General features: G+C 65.7%; 2 protein-coding genes. Both read left to right on the top strand.

Translation table 11 applies throughout. The features are described from left to right. Positions 1-426: alpha-glucosidase C-terminal domain-containing protein (locus ABZ642_RS46425; protein ID WP_360497800.1), on the top strand; the 426-nt coding region annotated here is incomplete at its 5' end. Further along, on the top strand, positions 423-1,360 hold a 938-nt coding region (locus tag ABZ642_RS46420), incomplete at its 3' end, for an alpha-amylase family glycosyl hydrolase (RefSeq protein WP_360497797.1). The genes ABZ642_RS46425 and ABZ642_RS46420, both read left to right, overlap by 4 nt.

The raw sequence follows: 1,360 nt of genomic DNA, 5'->3' as shown, positions 1-1,360 counted from the left end.
TCCGAGAAGTACCAGCTCAAACCCCGCGACTGGACCCGCGCCGACACCGAGGGCATCGCCCCCCTCGTCACCCGCCTCAACACCGTCCGGCGCCGGCACCCCGCGCTCCAGCGGCTGCGCAACCTGAGCTTCCACCACACGGACAACGACTCCGTCATCGCGTACAGCAAGCGCGCCGGGGCGGACACGGTCCTGGTGGTCGTCAACCTTGATCCGCACCACACCCAGGAGGCCACGGTCTCGTTGGACATGCCGCAACTCGGCCTGGACAGCAACTCCGCCCTGTCCGTGCGGGACGAACTGACAGGTGAGACCTACTCATGGGGCAGGACCAACTATGTGTGCCTGACACCCGGCAGGGCGTCGGCCCATGTGTTCCAGGTAGGGCGACCGACACCAGCGAACGGAGGGCCCAGCGCGTCATGACTGTCAACGATCCCGTCCAGGACACCTTCGAGGACACGCCTGCCAAGGACCGGGACCCGGAGTGGTTCAAACGCGCCGTCTTCTACGAGGTCCTGGTCCGTTCCTTCCAGGACAGCGACGGTGACGGCATCGGCGATCTGAAGGGTCTGACCGCCAAGCTCGACTATCTGCAGTGGCTGGGCGTCGACTGCCTCTGGCTCCCCCCGTTCTTCAAGTCCCCGCTGCGGGACGGCGGTTACGACGTCTCCGACTACACCGCGGTACTCCCCGAGTTCGGTGACCTCGCCGACTTCGTCGAGTTCGTCGACGCCGCCCACCAGCGCGGCATGCGCGTGATCATCGACTTCGTCGTCAACCACACCAGCGACCAGCACCCGTGGTTCCAGGAGTCCCGCAAGGACCCCGAGGGGCCGTACGGCGACTTCTACATGTGGGCGGACGACGACAAGCAGTACCAGGACGCGCGGATCATCTTCGTCGACACCGAGGTCTCCAACTGGACCTTCGATCCGGTGCGCGGCCAGTACTTCTTCCATCGCTTCTTCTCGCACCAGCCCGACCTCAACTACGAGAACCCGGCGGTGCAGGAGGAGGTCCTGGCCGCGCTCCGGTTCTGGCTGGACCTGGGCATCGACGGCTTCCGGCTGGACGCGGTGCCCTATCTGTATGCCGAAGAGGGCACCAACTGCGAGAACCTGCCGGCCTCCCACGAGTTCCTGAAGCGGGTCAGGCGCGAGATCGACGCGATGTATCCGGACACCGTGCTGCTGGCCGAGGCGAACCAGTGGCCGGAGGACGTGGTCGACTACTTCGGCGACTACGAAAAGGGCGGCGACGAATGCCACATGGCGTTCCACTTCCCGGTGATGCCCCGCATCTTCATGGCGGTGCGCCGGGAGTCCCGCTACCCCGTCTCGGAGATCCTCGCCAAGAC

This window comes from Streptomyces sp. NPDC007157 (genome assembly GCF_040634235.1).
Classification (GTDB): Bacteria; Actinomycetota; Actinomycetes; order Streptomycetales; family Streptomycetaceae; genus Streptomyces.
The sequence above is the reverse complement of the archived record's forward strand: the minus strand, read 5'-3'. Positions and strand labels throughout refer to the sequence as shown.